General features: G+C 69.2%; 14 protein-coding genes. 13 read left to right on the top strand and 1 reads right to left on the bottom strand.

Features of this window, described 5'->3' with window-relative positions:
* Nucleotides 1–60 precede the first annotated feature (60 nt).
* From CLV67_RS05675 to CLV67_RS05655, 5 genes are all read left to right on the top strand, one after another.
* Nucleotides 61–1,518 (top strand): TldD/PmbA family protein, encoded by a 1,458-nt coding sequence (locus tag CLV67_RS05675; protein WP_106316076.1) that lies wholly within the window; start codon nt 61–63, stop codon nt 1,516–1,518.
* A gap of 190 nt (nt 1,519–1,708) precedes the next feature.
* The gene (locus tag CLV67_RS05670) at nt 1,709–2,503 is read left to right on the top strand and encodes a hypothetical protein (protein ID WP_106316075.1); all 795 of its coding nucleotides are present in this window, start codon (nt 1,709–1,711) and stop codon (nt 2,501–2,503) included.
* 11 nt (nt 2,504–2,514) lie between these two features.
* Nucleotides 2,515–4,410: a fumarate reductase/succinate dehydrogenase flavoprotein subunit gene (locus tag CLV67_RS05665; protein WP_106316074.1), complete on the top strand. Its 1,896-nt coding sequence runs from the start codon at nt 2,515–2,517 to the stop codon at nt 4,408–4,410.
* Nucleotides 4,407–5,396, top strand: coding sequence for a succinate dehydrogenase/fumarate reductase iron-sulfur subunit (locus CLV67_RS05660; protein WP_106316073.1), 990 nt, complete (start codon nt 4,407–4,409; stop codon nt 5,394–5,396). The genes CLV67_RS05665 and CLV67_RS05660 overlap by 4 nt, the downstream gene beginning before the upstream one ends.
* A 120-nt stretch (nt 5,397–5,516) precedes the next feature.
* Nucleotides 5,517–6,095 carry a GNAT family N-acetyltransferase gene (locus tag CLV67_RS05655; protein WP_106316446.1) on the top strand — a complete coding sequence of 193 codons (579 nt, stop codon included), beginning with the start codon at nt 5,517–5,519 and terminating at the stop codon, nt 6,093–6,095.
* A 100-nt stretch (nt 6,096–6,195) separates the two neighbouring features.
* On the opposite strand, the gene CLV67_RS05650 is transcribed toward CLV67_RS05655, so the two are convergent.
* Nucleotides 6,196–6,942 carry a TetR/AcrR family transcriptional regulator gene (locus tag CLV67_RS05650; RefSeq protein ID WP_106316072.1) on the bottom strand — a complete coding sequence of 249 codons (747 nt, stop codon included), beginning with the start codon at nt 6,940–6,942 and terminating at the stop codon, nt 6,196–6,198.
* Nucleotides 6,943–7,031: 89 nt separating this feature from the next.
* Between CLV67_RS05650 and CLV67_RS05645 the strand changes: the two genes are divergently transcribed.
* From CLV67_RS05645 to CLV67_RS05610, 8 genes are all read left to right on the top strand, one after another.
* Nucleotides 7,032–8,597, top strand: a complete 1,566-nt coding sequence (locus tag CLV67_RS05645; RefSeq protein ID WP_106316071.1) for an MFS transporter — start codon at nt 7,032–7,034, stop codon at nt 8,595–8,597.
* 9 nt (nt 8,598–8,606) lie between these two features.
* Nucleotides 8,607–9,254: an alpha-ketoglutarate-dependent dioxygenase AlkB gene (locus CLV67_RS05640; RefSeq protein ID WP_106316070.1), complete on the top strand. Its 648-nt coding sequence runs from the start codon at nt 8,607–8,609 to the stop codon at nt 9,252–9,254.
* 128 nt (nt 9,255–9,382) lie between these two features.
* The gene (locus tag CLV67_RS05635) at nt 9,383–10,090 is read left to right on the top strand and encodes an ABC transporter ATP-binding protein (RefSeq protein ID WP_106316069.1); all 708 of its coding nucleotides are present in this window, start codon (nt 9,383–9,385) and stop codon (nt 10,088–10,090) included.
* A 261-nt stretch (nt 10,091–10,351) separates the two neighbouring features.
* Complete coding sequence (locus CLV67_RS05630) at nt 10,352–11,071, top strand: ABC transporter ATP-binding protein (RefSeq protein ID WP_106316068.1); 720 nt, start codon at nt 10,352–10,354, stop codon at nt 11,069–11,071.
* Nucleotides 11,071–11,949: a branched-chain amino acid ABC transporter permease gene (locus tag CLV67_RS05625; protein WP_106316067.1), complete on the top strand. Its 879-nt coding sequence runs from the start codon at nt 11,071–11,073 to the stop codon at nt 11,947–11,949. The genes CLV67_RS05630 and CLV67_RS05625 overlap by 1 nt, the downstream gene beginning before the upstream one ends.
* Nucleotides 11,946–12,971: a branched-chain amino acid ABC transporter permease gene (locus CLV67_RS05620; RefSeq protein ID WP_106316066.1), complete on the top strand. Its 1,026-nt coding sequence runs from the start codon at nt 11,946–11,948 to the stop codon at nt 12,969–12,971. The genes CLV67_RS05625 and CLV67_RS05620 overlap by 4 nt, the downstream gene beginning before the upstream one ends.
* On the top strand, nt 12,968–14,239 hold the full coding sequence (locus CLV67_RS05615) for an ABC transporter substrate-binding protein (RefSeq protein WP_106316065.1): 1,272 nt from the start codon (nt 12,968–12,970) through the stop codon (nt 14,237–14,239). The genes CLV67_RS05620 and CLV67_RS05615 overlap by 4 nt, the downstream gene beginning before the upstream one ends.
* A gap of 44 nt (nt 14,240–14,283) precedes the next feature.
* Nucleotides 14,284–15,030: an SDR family oxidoreductase gene (locus CLV67_RS05610; protein ID WP_106316064.1), complete on the top strand. Its 747-nt coding sequence runs from the start codon at nt 14,284–14,286 to the stop codon at nt 15,028–15,030.
* Nucleotides 15,031–15,058 lie beyond the last annotated feature (28 nt).

Raw genomic sequence — 15,058 nt, 5'->3', positions numbered from 1 at the left:
GCTTCCGGCGGCTCTCTTTCTTCCTGCAAGCCGTCTTTCTTCTGGAGCGGAGGTGCCGGCATGAGCGGCGAGGGTGGGCGCGCGGGTGCCGAGCTGGAGCTGGCCGCCCGGGTGATCGAGATCGTCCGTGAGCTGGCCGGGCGGTCGGCGGAGGCCGAGGTCAACGTCCGGCACGACGCCGAGGCGCTGACCCGGTTCGCGAACTCGCGGATCCATCAGAACGTGGCCTCGGCGGTGACCGGCGTCCGGTTGCGGCTGCACGCAGACGGCCGCACGGCCGGCGGCTCGACCACGGTGACCAGCGCCGACGGCCTGCGGACACTGGTCGAGCGGACGCTCGCAGCGGTGCGGGTCTCGCCGGTCGACCGATCGTGGGCGGGCCTGGCGCCGCCCGTGCCGCTGCGGTTGTCGGCCGGGCACCCGGGTTCGGGCGAGCGGTCCGGGCTGGCGTTCGGGTTCGACGAGGCGACCGCACGGGCCGATCCGGCCGAGCGCGCCGCGCGGGTCGGTGACTTCGTGCGGGCGGCCGGCGGGCTGGAGACGGCCGGATACTGCCGCACGGTCTACGTGTCCGCGGCCTTCGCAAACAGCGCGGGCCAGGCCGTCGAGGGCCGCACGGCGGAGGCCGCGATGGACGGCATCGCCCGCTGTGACGGGGCCGACGGGGTGGCCCGGCTGGCCGCCGCCCGGCTGGCCGATCTGGACGGCGCGGTGCTCGGTGCCCGGGCGGCCGCGAAGGCGCGGGCAGCCCGCGGACCGGTGGAGCTGCCACCCGGCGCCTACGAGGTGGTGCTCGAGCCGGACGCGGTCCGTGACGTCCTGGAGAACCTGGCGGTCTTCGGCTTCGACGGCAAGGCCCACCACCAGAAGCAGAGCTTCGCCGAGCTGGGCAAGGAGCAGTTCGACCCGTCGGTGACCATCGTGGACGAGCCGCTCGGCAGCCGCGACGAGCCGGCCTCCGACCTGCCGTTCGACGACGAGGGCACACCGCGCCGCACACTGGTGCTGGTCCGCGACGGGGTGACCACCGCGGTGACGCACGACCGCACCTCGGCCGCGTCGGCCGGCGCCGAGTCGACCGGGCACGCCTCGCCGGTGTCCCGCTCGTGGGGTCCACGGGCCACCCACGTACGCCTGGAGGCGGCCCCGTTGCCCGGCTCCGGCCCGGGGACCGGCGGCACCGGGGTGATCGTCGGCTCGGCCGCTCCGCTGGTCGCCGGGATGCGCCGGGGGCTCCTGATCACCGACCTCTGGTACACCCGGGTGCTCGACCCGAAGACGCTGGTGATCACCGGCCTGACCCGCAACGGAGTCTGGCTGGTGGAGGACGGCGAGATCGTCTCGCCGGTGAGCAACGTGCGGTTCACCCAGTCCTATCCGCGGGCGCTCGGCCCGGGGCAGGTGCTCGGGATCGGCTCCGAGACGGTGCTGCTGCCGGAGTCGTGGGGTCGTGCCCGCTATGCCGCTCCGGCCCTGCACCTGGCCGGTTGGAACGTCACCGGGAACGCCTCGGGATAGATCAACTACTCCATTGGCGATGATCTCTACGCGGCAGGATGATGTTTTTGTGACCCAGTCCGCAAAGAGTCTGACCTTCGGCGTAACGTGTGCCCCACATCACTGTCGCGGTGCGACGGCGGAGTGGGGCATCACTGTGCCCTGACCTCGTCGGACGCGACCCTGCACACGGCACTGTCAGGGAGATGGAATGACGACGACGGCAACGACGCCGGGCGGCGGCAAGGCGCGCGCGGCGATCGCGGCGCGAACCTTGCGTACCGACCGGTGGTGGCTCGCGCCTCTGGTGACCTTTATCGGACTGGGCGCGTGGGTCACCTACGCCACCGTCCGGGTGTTCATGCACGACTGGTTCTTCGTACCGGAGTACCACTATCTGACCCCGTTCTATTCGCCCTGCATCACCGACCTGTGCACTGGCGAGGCGGCGATGTTCGGCACCCCGCTGCCGAGCTTCTTCCTGCTCCCGGAGGCGGCTTTCACGCTGCCGTTCCTGCTGCTGTTCCGGCTGACCTGCTACTACTACCGGAAGGCGTACTACCGGGCGTTCTGGCTGTCGCCGCCGGCGTGTGCGGTCCCGGACGGGCACAAGAGCTACTCCGGTGAGACCCGCTTCCCGCTGATCTTCCAGAACGCTCACCGGTACGCGTTCTACGCCGCCGTGATCATCTCGGTGATCAACACCTGGGACGCGGTGGTGGCCCAGAAGACCGGGCTCGGCCTCGGCAACATCATCCTCTGGGTCAACGTGATCATGCTGTGGGCGTACACGCTGTCCTGCCACTCGTGCCGGCACATCGCCGGGGGCCGACTCAAGCACTTCTCCAAGCACCCGGTGCGTTACCGCTTCTGGACGTTCGTGTCCAAGCTCAACACCCGCCACATGCAGCTGGCCTGGATCACGCTCGGCACGCTGGCGCTGACCGATTTCTACATCATGGGTCTCGCCGCCGACTGGTTCAACGACCTGCGCATCATCAACTGAGGGACGGCGTGATGAGCACGAAGATCGAACGACACCTGTACGACGTCGTCGTGATCGGTGCCGGTGGCGCCGGCCTGCGCGCGGCGATCGAGGCACGGATGGCCGGCAAGCGCACGGCGATCATCTCCAAGTCGCTGTTCGGCAAGGCGCACACGGTCATGGCCGAGGGCGGCGCAGCAGCCGCCATGGGCAACGTGAACAGCAACGACAACTGGATGGTCCACTTCCGCGACACCATGCGGGGCGGCAAGTTCCTGAACAACTTCCGGATGGCGGAGCTGCACGCCAAGGAGGCGCCGGAGCGGATCTGGGAGCTGGAGACGTACGGCGCGCTCTTCGACCGGACCAAGGACGGCAAGATCTCGCAGCGCAACTTCGGCGGCCACGAGTACCCTCGTCTCGCGCACGTCGGCGACCGGACCGGTCTGGAACTGATCCGGACCCTGCAGCAGAAGATCGTGTCGCTGCAGCAGGAGGACTTCGCCGAGACCGGCAGCTACGACTCCCGGATCCGGGTCTTCCAGGAGACCACGATCACCGAGCTGCTGCTCGACGGCGACCGGGTGGCCGGGGCGTTCGGCTACTACCGGGAGTCCGGTGAGTTCGTCCTCTTCGAGGCGCCGGCCGTGGTGCTGGCCACCGGCGGTGTCGGCCGCAGCTACAAGGTCACCTCGAACTCCTGGGAGTACACCGGCGACGGCCACGCGCTGGCCCTGCGCGCCGGGGCGACCCTGATCAACATGGAGTTCCTGCAGTTCCACCCGACCGGCATGGTCTGGCCGCCCAGTGTGAAGGGCATCCTGGTCACCGAGTCGGTCCGCGGCGACGGCGGGGTGCTGCGCAACTCCGAGGGCAAGCGGTTCATGTTCGACTACGTCCCCGACGTCTTCCGCAAGCAGTACGCGGAGACCGAGGAGGAGGCCGACCGCTGGTACACCGACGCCGACAACAACCGGCGCCCGCCCGAGCTGCTGCCCCGCGACGAGGTGGCACGGGCCATCAACAGCGAGGTCAAGGCCGGCCGGGGCAGCCCGGCGGGCGGTGTCTTCCTGGACATCGCGAGCCGCATGCCGGCCGAGCAGATCATCCGGCGGCTGCCGTCGATGCACCACCAGTTCAAGGAGCTGGCGGACGTCGACATCACGAAGGAGCCGATGGAGGTCGGTCCGACCTGTCACTACGTGATGGGCGGCGTCGAGGTCGAACCCGACACGGCCGCGGCACTCGGCACGGTGCAGGGCCTGTTCGCGGCCGGCGAGGTGTCCGGCGGCATGCACGGGTCGAACCGTCTCGGCGGCAACTCGCTCTCCGACCTGCTCGTCTTCGGTAAGCGGGCGGGTGAGCACGCGGCCGCTTATGTGGACGCGCTGCGCGTACGGCCGAAGCCTTCGAAGGTCGACGTCGCGAGTGCCGTCGAGGTGGCACTCGCTCCTCTCGTGCGTGAGGGCGGCGAGAACCCGTACACGCTGCAGAATGATCTTCAGGCCGTGATGGGTGACCTCGTCGGCATCATCCGGCGCGAGGGTGAACTGAGTGACGCTCTCAAGCGCCTTCAGGAGCTTCGGGTACGCGTCGCGAACGTCGGTGCTGCCGGCGGCCGGCGATACAACCCTGGCTGGCATCTCGCCATCGACCTGCGCAACATGCTGGTCGTCTCGGAGTGCACGGCCAAGGCGGCCCTCGAGCGGGAGGAGTCGCGCGGCGGTCACACCCGCGAGGACTTCCCGAAGATGAGTCCCGAGTGGCGGCGCGTCAACCTCGTCTGCTCGCTCGAGGAGTCCGGCGAGGTGCTCCTGGAACGCAAGCCGGTGCCACGCATGCGCGACGAGCTGTTCAACCTGTTCGACCGCAGTGAGCTGGCCAAATACGTGACCGAAGAAGAACTGGCCGAGGTGGAGGCAGAGTGAAACGCCGATTCCGTGTCTGGCGCGGCGACGCGTCCGGCGGCGACCTGCGCGACTTCGACGTCGAGGTGAACGAGGGTGAGGTCGTCCTCGACATCATCCACCGGCTGCAGGCCACCGAGACACCTGACCTGGCCTGCCGGTGGAACTGCAAGGCCGGCAAGTGCGGCTCCTGCTCCATGGAGATCAACGGCAAGCCGCGACTCGGCTGCATGACCCGGATGTCGACGTTCGAGGAGAACGAGACGATCACGATCACCCCGATCCGGACCTTCCCGGTGATCCGTGACCTGGTCACCGACGTCTCCTTCAACTACGAGAAGGCACGCGAGACCCCCGCGTTCGCCCCTCCGGCCGGCGTCGCCCCCGGCGAGTACCGGATGCAGCAGGTCGACGTGGAACGCAGCCAGGAGTTCCGGAAGTGCATCGAGTGCTTCCTCTGCCAGAACACCTGCCACGTGATCCGCGACCACGACGAGAACAAGCCGGCCTTCTCCGGCCCGCGCTACTTCATCCGGGCCGCCGAGCTGGACATGCACCCGCTCGACTCGCTCGAGGACCGCAAGGAGTACGCGCAGTCCAGCCAGGGCCTCGGCTTCTGCAACATCACCAAGTGCTGCACCGAGGTCTGCCCCGAGCACATCAAGATCACCGACAACGCGATCATCCCGATGAAGGAACGCGTCGTCGACCGGCGGTACGACCCGCTCGTCTGGCTGGGCCGCAAGATCTTCCGCCGTGATCAGCTGGAGAACATGGCCCCCAGCTCGACGGTCGGCGTCGCCGGCACCTCCGGCGGCGTCCCGAACTCCAGCGTGCGCCCTCCGGAGAACGCCCCGACCGGCCCCGACGGCCACCTGGACGTCTCCGAGCTGCTGGCTCCCCAGCAGGGCGGCATGTCCCCGTTCGGCGATGACATGACCTTCCCGATGGCACCCGAGCAGGTCACCTACCACCACCCGGACCCCGATCGACCCGCTGGCCACTAGCCTTCCGGCGCTTCTCCGGGCGGGCGTTTCACCCTTTTCGGTGGTACGGGGTGAAGCGTTCCGCCCTTTGCCGTGTATGCGCTCGCCGGCCCGGCGGACCGGGCGGCCTACAGTCGCGGTGTGCCCTCCCTCGTGACGCCCGCGCTGCCCGCGGGCTCCCTGGCCTCGACGGATCAGCCCGACATCACCGGCGACGGCGTACTGCTCCGACCCTGGCACGCCGACGACCACGAGGCGGTGGTGGCGGCCTTCACCGATCCGGCGATCCAGCAGTGGCACGCCCGGACCGTCACCGACGACGAAGCCGGCGACTGGATCGGGCAGTGGCCGCAACGCTGGCAGGCGGAGACCGCCGCCTCCTGGGCGGTGATCGACGACGGCGTGGTGGCCGGCCAGATCGGCCTGCGCCGCATCGACCTCGACGAGGGGCTGGCCTCCATCTCCTACTGGGTGTTACCCGAGGCCCGTGGCCGCCGTGTCGCCCCGCGGTCCCTGACGGCGCTGACCACATGGTCGTTCGCGACACTGGGCCTGCATCGCCTGGAACTCAGCCACTCCACGGCCAACCTCTCGTCGTGCCGGGTGGCCCAGCGCTGCGGCTACCTTCCGGAGGGCGTCAAGCGGGGCGAGGCCCTCCACGCGGACGGCTGGCACGACATGCACGCACACGCCCGACTGGCCTCCGACCCAGCGGCCTGACGCTCTGCCGCCACCCGCCCGCCGTTCTCTCGCAGATCTTGTGCGTTTCGGGCGATACGTCCCGCCCGAAGGTCACCAGATCGGCGGCGAGGGCGGCGGCTCAGTCGCCGTCGGTGGTGGCGGGCGGCCGCCCGGTCAGCCACAGGTCGAGGCCGTCGAGGATGCGGTCCAGCCCGAAGACGAAGCTCTCGTCGAAGACGCGGTCCGGCTGCATGTCGATGACGCCGTCCTCCTCCCGCCACCGCGCGTACTCCGGATACTGCTCGGCGGTCTTCTCCATGAACGGCTCGAGCGACTTCCGCAGCTCGGCGGCGCTCTTGCCGGACCTGCGGATGGCGGCGCCGACCGCGGCCTCCGTGGTGGCCGCCCCGATCACGTGCGCCGTGATCAGCGAGTGCACGTGCGACAGCGTCGGCCCGGTGAACCCGGCGGCGGACAGCAGGGCCACGCTGCGGTTGCTCATCCGCAGCACGTTGGGCCCGATGGTCGGCCTGGTCCCGAGCTGCCCGATCACCCATGGGTGGCGCAGCAGCATGGTCCGCAACCCATTGGCCAGGACCGAGACCCCGATCCGCCAGGGCGTGTCCCCGACCTCGGGCACGTAGACCTCTCCCATCACCTCGTCGACGGCCAACTCGAGCAGGTCGTCCTTGGTGGCGACATGCCAGTAGAGCGAGGTGGCGCCGGAGCCGAGCCGGGCACCGAGGCGCCGCATGCTCAGTCCGGCCGCGCCCTCGGCGTCGAGTAGCTCGATCGCCGCACGCACGATCTGCTCCCGGCTGAGGGTGGGCTGACCGGTACGGGCACGCGCGGGGCGGGTCCACACCGAGTCGGTGAAGTCGGCCATGCAGCCATCCTAAAGGGGATCGCACACTGTTCGAGTCCACTGGTACGGTGTTCGAGTCCTGCCGAACACTGTACGAGAGAGGAATTTCGATGGTCGAACGTCATCCACGCCGCTGGCTGATCCTCGGTGTGCTCTGCCTGAGCCTGCTGGTGGCCGTGGTGGACAACATGGTGCTCAACATCGCGATCCCGGCACTCATCCGCGACCTGGGCGCGAGCACCGCCGACATTCAGTGGATCATCGACGCTTACATCCTGGTCTTCGCCGGCGCCCTGCTGACAGCCGGCAGCCTCTCCGACCGGCATGGCCGGCGCCTCGGCCTCGTCATCGGCCTCACCGTCTTCGGCGGAGCCTCAGCCCTGGCCACCATCTGCCAGACACCCGGTCAACTGATCACGGTCCGCGGCCTGATGGGGCTCGGGGCGGCCTTCCTCATGCCGGGCACGCTCGCCATCCTCACCACGGTCTTCGCCGAGGACGAGCGCAAGAAGGCGATCGCGATCTGGAGCTCGGTGCTGATGCTCGGCGCCCTGGGCGGTCCGACGCTGGGCGGCCTCCTGCTGGAGCACTTCTGGTGGGGATCGGTCTTCCTGCTGAACATCCCGATCGCCATCCTCGGCATCGTGGCCGCGCTGGTCATCATCCCGGAGTCACGGGGCCCGGCCGGACGGCCCGACACCGTGGGCGCACTGCTCTCCACGATCGGGATGACCGCGCTGGTCTGGGGCGTGATCTCGGCACCCGAGCACGGCTGGGAGTCACTCCGCACGAGTGGCGGCTTCGCCGTCGCCGCGATCGCGCTGACCGGTTTCATCGTGTGGGAGCGCCGCGTCGCCGAGCCGATGCTGCCCATGTCGCTCTTCCGGGATCGCAATTTCCGCGGCGCCAGCCTGTCTCTGGTTCTGCTGTCCTTCTCGGCTGGTGGCGTCATGCTGGCGATCACGCAATACCTCCAGTTCGTCCTCGGATACGAGCCGATCAAGGCAGGTGCCGCCTTCATCCCGATGCTCGTGACGACGATGGTGTTCAACGGCGTCGGCGTGGTGGTGGACAAACGATTCGGCGCACGGGTGGCGCTGTCGGCCGGCCTGCTGCTGGTCGCGGGCGGTTTCGCGGTGCTCGCGTCGCTGGGCCCGGCCGACGGTTACCTCACCCTCGCCACCGCCCTGGTCATCATCGGGATGGGCAGCGGCGTGGCCTCGCCGGCCGCGGTGGGCACGCTGCTCGGTGCGCTGCCGCCGGAACGGGCCGGCGTCGGGTCGGCGGTCAACGACACGGTGCAGCAGATCGGGACGGCGCTCAGCGTGGCCGTGCTCGGCAGCGTGCTGACCACGGCCTATCGCGCGTCGATGCCGGAGGATGTGGCCGGCCCGGCGCGTGACTCACTGGGGGACGCTCTGGGTGTGGCGACCGCGACCGGGAACGCGCGGCTGGCGGACGCGGCACGGACCGCTTTCGTCGAGGCCATCGCGGTCACCTCTCTCATCGGCGTGGCGGGTGGCATCGCGGCGGCGATCCTGGCCGCCGCGATGCTGCGCCCGAAGCCTGCCACGGTTCCGGAGGCAGCCGGCCCGTTGTCCACAGAAGCCGAAACAGCGAAGAAGTTATCCACAGATTCGGCCTCCCAGCCCGCCGGAGTCGAACGTCAGTACTAACATCGCGGCATGACCAGCACGTACCAGCCTTCATTGCTCGATCTGATGGCCGGCCCGGCCTCCGAGCCGGGTGAGGCGGTCCAGTCACTGACCGGCCACCTCACCCGGCATCAGCTCACCGCAGGCGCCTGGGTCGACGTGCTTCCCGGATGGCTGCACGGCTCCGATGCGGTCTTCGAGACCCTGCTCGGCATCGACTGGCGGGCCGAGCGACGCCGGATGTATGACGACGTCGTCGACGTCCCCCGGCTTCTGCGGTGGTTCGGCCCACGGGAGCCGCTGCCACATCCCGCACTGACCGCGGCGAAAGCCGAGCTCAACCGGCACTACGCGGACGAGTTGGGCGAGGATTTCGTGACCGCGGGCATGTGCCTCTATCGCGACGGGCGCGACAGCGTGGCCTGGCACGGCGACACCATCGGCCGGTCCGCGACCGAGGACACGATGGTCGCCATCGTCTCGTTCGGCTCGCCCCGCAACCTCCTGCTCCGACCACGCGCCGGCGGGCACGAGACGCTGCGATTCCCCCTCGGCCACGGCGACCTGATCGTGATGGGCGGCTCCTGTCAGCGCACCTGGGAACACGCCGTGCCGAAGACCGCGAAACCGGTCGGACCACGCGTCAGCGTGCAGTTCCGCCCGCACGGCGTGGCCTGACCGGAAACCCGCGGGTAACAGGGGCATTGCAAGTGGTTGACGAGTCCGCCGAGAAAGTTACACTCCAAGTGTAAATAGTTGAGGCTCCATCTCCCACACAGGACATTCACCGGTCCGGTGAGGCGGCCATGTCAACAGAACCCCCGCTCAAGGAGCTTGCGCTCCACGACATCAGCGTCCGCTTCGGCGGTCTGACCGCTCTCGACAACGTCTCTCTGCGCGTGGCGCCGGGGCGGATCGTGGGCGTCATCGGGCCGAACGGCGCGGGCAAGACCACCCTTTTCAATGTCATCTGTGGTTTCGTGCAGCCGACCTCCGGGTCGCTCACGCTCGACGGGCAACCATGGCGACCCCGACCACACCACCTGAGCCGTCTGGGGATCGCCCGGACACTTCAGGGTGTCGGCCAGTTCGGCGGCATGACGGTGCTGGAGAACGTGATGGTCGGCGCCCGGCACCGGCACGCGGAGTCCGAGGCGCTCGCCGCTCTCGAGCGGTGCGGCGTCGCACGCTACGCGGCCGCCTATCCGGGCGCGCTGCCGTACGCGATCCGTAAACGCATCGAGCTGGCTCGCGCCCTGGTGGCCAAGCCACGCATCCTGATGCTCGACGAACCGGCCGGTGGCCTGGACTCCGACGAGATCGCCTGGCTCGGCGGCCTGATCAAGGAGACCGGCACCACCGTGCTGCTGGTCGAACACCACATGGATCTGGTGATGTCGGTCTGCGACGAGATCCTGGTGCTCGACTTCGGCAAGCCGATCGCGCTGGGCTCGCCGGCCGAGATCAGCGAGAACCCCAAGGTCACCGAGGCCTATCTCGGCGCGGCGGCCTGACCCGTAATCCTGTGGCACCGCACGTCACCAGGGCCGGACCGGCCTCTGAGGCGCGGCGGCCCGACCCGTACCACCGCACTTCGCCAGGGGCCCTCACCGGCCCCTGACCTCACATATCCGAAAGCCGGTGATCACCCGGCTTCCTTCGGCGTACCCCGAAATCGAGGTTCGGCGTACCCGGAGAACGAGGCTCGGCGTACCCGAGAACGAAGGAGGAGCGCCGATGATCACGCGTACCCCGGAACCGGCGGGAGGCGACCGGTGAGCGGCGCGTTGCTGCAGGTCGAAGGTCTCACCGCCGGGTACGGCGCGGCCCCGGTCCTGCACGATGTGGACCTCGCCGTCCAACCGGGAGAGATCGTCGCCGTGCTCGGGGCGAACGGCGCCGGCAAGACGACACTCCTGCGCACCCTGTCCGGCCTGGTCCGCAGCAGTCAGGGCCGGGTCCTGCTGGACGGCGAGGACCTCGCGGGCACCAAAGTGGAGCACCTGGTCCGGCGGGGCATCGCCCACGTACCGGAGGGCCGCGGCGTCGTCACCGAACTGACCGTCGACGAGAACCTGCGGCTGGGCGGCCTGTGGCGGCGCGACCGTGCCGACGCCAAGAAGGCGCTCGACGAGGTCTACGAGCTGTTCCCACCGCTGGCGCAGCGCCGGACGTTCGCCGGGCACCAGCTGTCCGGCGGCGAGCGGCAGATGCTGGCGCTCGGCCGGGCCCTGGTCGCGCGGCCGCGCCTGCTGCTGCTCGACGAGCCGTCGCTCGGTCTCGCGCCGAAGGTGACCCGGCACATCATGACCCTGCTTCGTGACCTGCGGGAACGCACCGGACTGGCGGTTCTGCTGGTCGAGCAGAACGTACGCAGCGCGCTCTCCATCGCCGACGAGGGCGTGGTCCTGTCGCTGGGCCGGGTGGTGGTGCGCAACAAGGCCGAGGTGCTCCGCGACGACGCCGACCTCCGTCACGCCTACCTGGGGTTCTGATGAGCGAATTCATCTATCTGACTTTCGACGGGCTCAGCCGCGGTCTCGTCTATGCGGCGTTCGCGCTGGCCCTGGTGCTGATCTGGCGGGCCGCCCGGATCGTCAACTTCGCCCAAGGCGCGATGGCGGTGGCCGCGGTCTACGTCGCCTACTCGGTCACGAACGCGACCGGGTCGTACTGGCTCGGGTTCGTGGTGGCGCTGCTGGCCGGCCTGGTGCTGGGCGTGACCGTCGAGCGGGTGGTGATGCGGTTCGTGGACCACTCGTCACCGCTCAACGGCGTGGTGGTGGCCCTCGGTCTGGTCCTGATCATCCAGGGCACCCTCGGCATCATCTACGGCAACGAGTACCTCCCGGTCGAGACGCCGTTCAGCCGGGACGCCTTCGAGGTCGGCGGGGTCGCGATGCTGTCCCGCTACGACCTGTTCGTCATCGCGGCGGTGGGCACCGTGGTCGTGCTGCTCACGCTTCTCTTCACGCGTACGGCGGTCGGCCTGCGCATGCGGGCGGCGGCCTTCGCGCCGGACGTGTCACGGCTGCTCGGCGTCTCGGTGGGCGGCATGTTGACGCTCGGCTGGGCGCTGGCGGCGGGCGTCGGCTCGCTCGCCGGGATGCTCGTCGTCCCCACCGAGCTGGGCGTGCACCCGACGGCGATGGACGTGGTGTTCATCTCGGCGTTCGCGGCCGCGGTGGTGGGCGGGCTCGACAGCCCGATCGGCGCGGTGGTCGGCGGGCTCGTCGTCGGGCTCCTGCTGTCGTACGTCAGCGGATACATCGACGTCACGGTCGCCCCGATGGCCGTCCTGGCCCTGCTCGTGGTCGTCCTGCTCGGCAGGCCGGGCGGGCTGTTCTCCAGCTCGAAGGCGAGGGTGGCATGACCGCGATCGAGGCTCGGCCCGCAACGAGCACGAAGACCATGCCCGGAGCACCACGCAGACGGCGCGTGCATCCAGCGATAGTGATCGTGGTCGGCGCCGTGCTGGTGGTGGCACTGACCTACGTGCTGCCACCGTTCCGCAACTACCAGCTGGCCACTGTCGGCGCCTACTTCTGCGTGACGGCGGGCCTGACCGTCCTGACCGGACTGAACGGGCAGTTGTCGCTGGGCCACGGCGCGTTGATGGCTACCGGCGCCTACACGCTGGCGCTGTCGCAGAACAAGTGGGAGAACCTGCCGCTCAGCTTCGCGCTCGCGGTGCTGGTGACAACGGCGGTGGGAGCGGTGATCGGCCTGGCCGCTGCCCGTCTGCGCGGTCCCTACCTGGCCGGGCTGACGCTCGCCGTGGCGATCGTGGTGCCGTCGGTGACCAGCACGTTCGACGAGACGTTCAACAGCGATCAGGGCCTGTCGGTGATGCTGAACCCGCCGCCTGAGCAGTACCCGATGGAGCAGTGGCAGGCCTGGCTGTGCTGGGCGGCGGCGCTGATCGTGGTGCTGTTGCTGGCGCTGCTGGTGCGCGGCCGCTTCGGACGGGACCTGCGGGCCGTCCGGGACGACGAGACCGCGGCCAAGCTCGCCGGGATCAACATCGCGCGTACCCAGGTGCTGGCGTTCGTGGTGAGCGCCGCCTGCGCCGGTGTCGCCGGCGCCCTGTTCGCCTACCTCGCGCAGAGCGTGTCGCCGGGCGCCTTCCCGCTGACGCTCTCCCTCTTCCTGCTCATGGCGATCGTGATCGGCGGGCTGGGGAGCCTCTTCGGGGCGTTGTGGGGCGCGTTGCTGCTGGTGGTGCTTCCCACCCTGTCCCAGTCCGTCGGTGAGCACGCCGGTTCGCAGCGGCTCGAGGGAAACCTCGCGCTGATCGTCTTCGGTGTCGTGCTCGTCGTCGTCATGCTCGCCGCCCCCGGCGGCCTCGCTTCGATCCCATCTCGAATTTCACGCCTGATCAGGAGGAACCGATGAAACGCATTGCGACGGCGGCCCTGTCCGTCGTGCTGCTGGCGACCGCCGGCTGCACGAACGACGGCGGAGGCAGCAACAACTCGGGCGGCAGCACGAACGTGCCGGGTGTGACCGGCACGGAGATCGTCGTCGGCACGCACATGCCGTTGACCGGCCCGGCCGCGGGTGGTTACTCGAAGATCGCGCCGGCCACCAAGGCGTACTTCGACTACGTCAACGCGAACGGCGGCGTGCACGGTCGCAAGATCACCTACAAGATCAAGGACGACGGGTACAACCCGGCGAACACTCAGACCGTCGTGCGTGAGCTGGTTCTGCAGGACAAGGTCTTCGCGATCCTCAACGGTCTCGGCACCCCCACCCACACCGGCGTGCTCGACTTCCTCAAGACCAACCGGGTGCCCGACCTGTTCGTGGCGAGCGGCAGCCGCAGCTGGAACCAGCCCGACAAGTATCCGGGGACGTTCGGCTTCAACCCGGACTACACGGTCGAGGGCAAGATCCTGGGCACCTACATCAAGGAGAACCTGGCCGGGAAGAAGACCTGCTTCCTCGGGCAGGACGACGACTTCGGCCGGGACAGCCTGGCCGGCGTCGAGAAGGTTCTGGGCGCGGTCGCGGCCAAGGAGAGCTACGTGACCAGCAACCCGAACGTCGGACCGCAGATGGGTGCGCTCAAGGCGGCGGGCTGTGAGGTGGTCGTTCTCGCGACTGTGCCCGGTTTCACAGCCCTGAGCATCGGTACGGCGGCGAAGATTGCCTTCAAGCCTCAGTTCGTCGTCAGCAACGTGGGCGCCGACCCGACCACCGTCGGCAAAGCGCTCGGTGCGGGCGCTCCGCTGCTCGAAGGCGTGGTGGCGACCAACTACCTGCCGCTGAACACCGACGAGGCGAACCCGTGGATCCAGCTGTTCAAGAAGATCAACGCTGAGCACAACGGCAACGCCGAGTTCGACAACAACATCGTGTACGGCATGTCGGTCGGCTACCTGTTCGTGCAGGCGCTTCAGGCGGCGGGCAAGGACGTGAACCGCGACAAGCTGCTCGAGGCCGTGACGAAGAACGGTTTCCAGGGTCCCGGCCTGGTTCCGCTGCGCTTCTCGGCGACGGACCACTCGGGATATGCCGGAGCCCAGCTCACCAAGGTCGAAGGAGGCAAGGCGGTGTTCTTCGGTACGCCGTACACCACCGACGACGCGGACGGCCCGGTCGCGCCTCACCAGGGTCAGCCCGCGGCACCCCCGCCGAACGGCGTGCCCGCCGCGTAATATCTGCACTAATACTGCAAAAACACTACTCAGGAGGTTGAGCGATGGCTGACCAGGTAGCAATCGTGACCGGAGCAAGCCGGGGAATCGGGTTGGCCATCGCGCAACGCTTCGTGAACCAGGGGGCCCGGGTCGCTGTCACCGGCCGCGACGCCGACGCCCTTGCGGCCGCCGTGAAGGAACTCGGCGGCCCCGACGTGGCGATCGGCGTGGCCGGCAAGGGCGACGACCCGGCGCACCGGGCCGCCGTCGTGGACGCGGTGCGCGACGCGTTCGGGCCGGTCACCACGCTGATCAACAACATCGGGATCAACCCGGCGTACGGGCCGCTGGCCACTCTGGATCTCAACGCCGCCCGCAAGATGGCCGAGGTCAACCTGATCGGCACGCTCGGCTGGATCCAGGAGGCCCTGCGCGGCGGACTCGCCGAGAACGGCGGCTCGGTCGTCAACATCTCGTCGGTCTCCGGTGTCCGCCCGGCACCGGGGATCGCGTTCTACGGCACCACCAAGGCGGCGCTCATCCACCTCACCGAAGAGCTCGCGGTCGAGCTGGCCCCGAAGATCCGGGTCAACGCGGTCGCGCCAGCCGTCGTGAAGACGCGGTTCGCCTCTGCCCTCTACGAGGGGCGCGAGGCGGAGGTGGCGGCCACCTACCCGCTGAAGCGGCTCGGCAACACCGATGACGTGGCCGGCACCGTGGCGTTCCTCTGCTCGCCGGAGGCGTCCTGGATCACCGGGCAGACCATCGTGATCGACGGCGGGCTCACCCTGACCGGAGCCGTGCAGTGAGCTCTGAGACCGGCGCCGAGACCGGCGG

The sequence above is a fragment of the Actinoplanes italicus genome, from assembly GCF_003001815.1.
In the GTDB taxonomy this organism is placed as follows: domain Bacteria; phylum Actinomycetota; class Actinomycetes; order Mycobacteriales; family Micromonosporaceae; genus Actinoplanes; species Actinoplanes italicus.
This window is presented reverse-complemented; position numbering and strand designations above follow the sequence as displayed.